The organism is Nocardioides abyssi (genome assembly GCF_030412915.1).
Taxonomy (GTDB): domain Bacteria; phylum Actinomycetota; class Actinomycetes; order Propionibacteriales; family Nocardioidaceae; genus Nocardioides; species Nocardioides abyssi.
On sequence record NZ_JAUHJR010000271.1, the window covers coordinates 1 to 223 of the forward strand.

General features: G+C 82.1%; 1 protein-coding gene. It reads left to right on the top strand.

From position 1 onward, the window contains the following. On the top strand, window positions 1–223 hold a 223-nt coding region (locus QWY29_RS20745), incomplete at both ends, for a hypothetical protein (protein ID WP_300963102.1).

Here is a 223-nt window from a genome sequence, read left to right on the forward strand (position 1 = left end):
CGCGCTCGGGGTCCGGCCGCGCGCCGGGGCGGGGGAGCGGCGCCTGGTCGTCGGCCGCCAGGCCGTGCGCAACGCGCTCCAGTCCGCCCTGCTCGCCGCCGACCCGGCCCCCGTGGTCGGCGACGACGCGCTGGCGGCGGGCGCGCGGGTCTTCCTGGCGACCTACGACGCCGACCCGGCGGCGACGGAGGCGCTGGTGCGACGGAGCGCGGCGCAGTTCGAG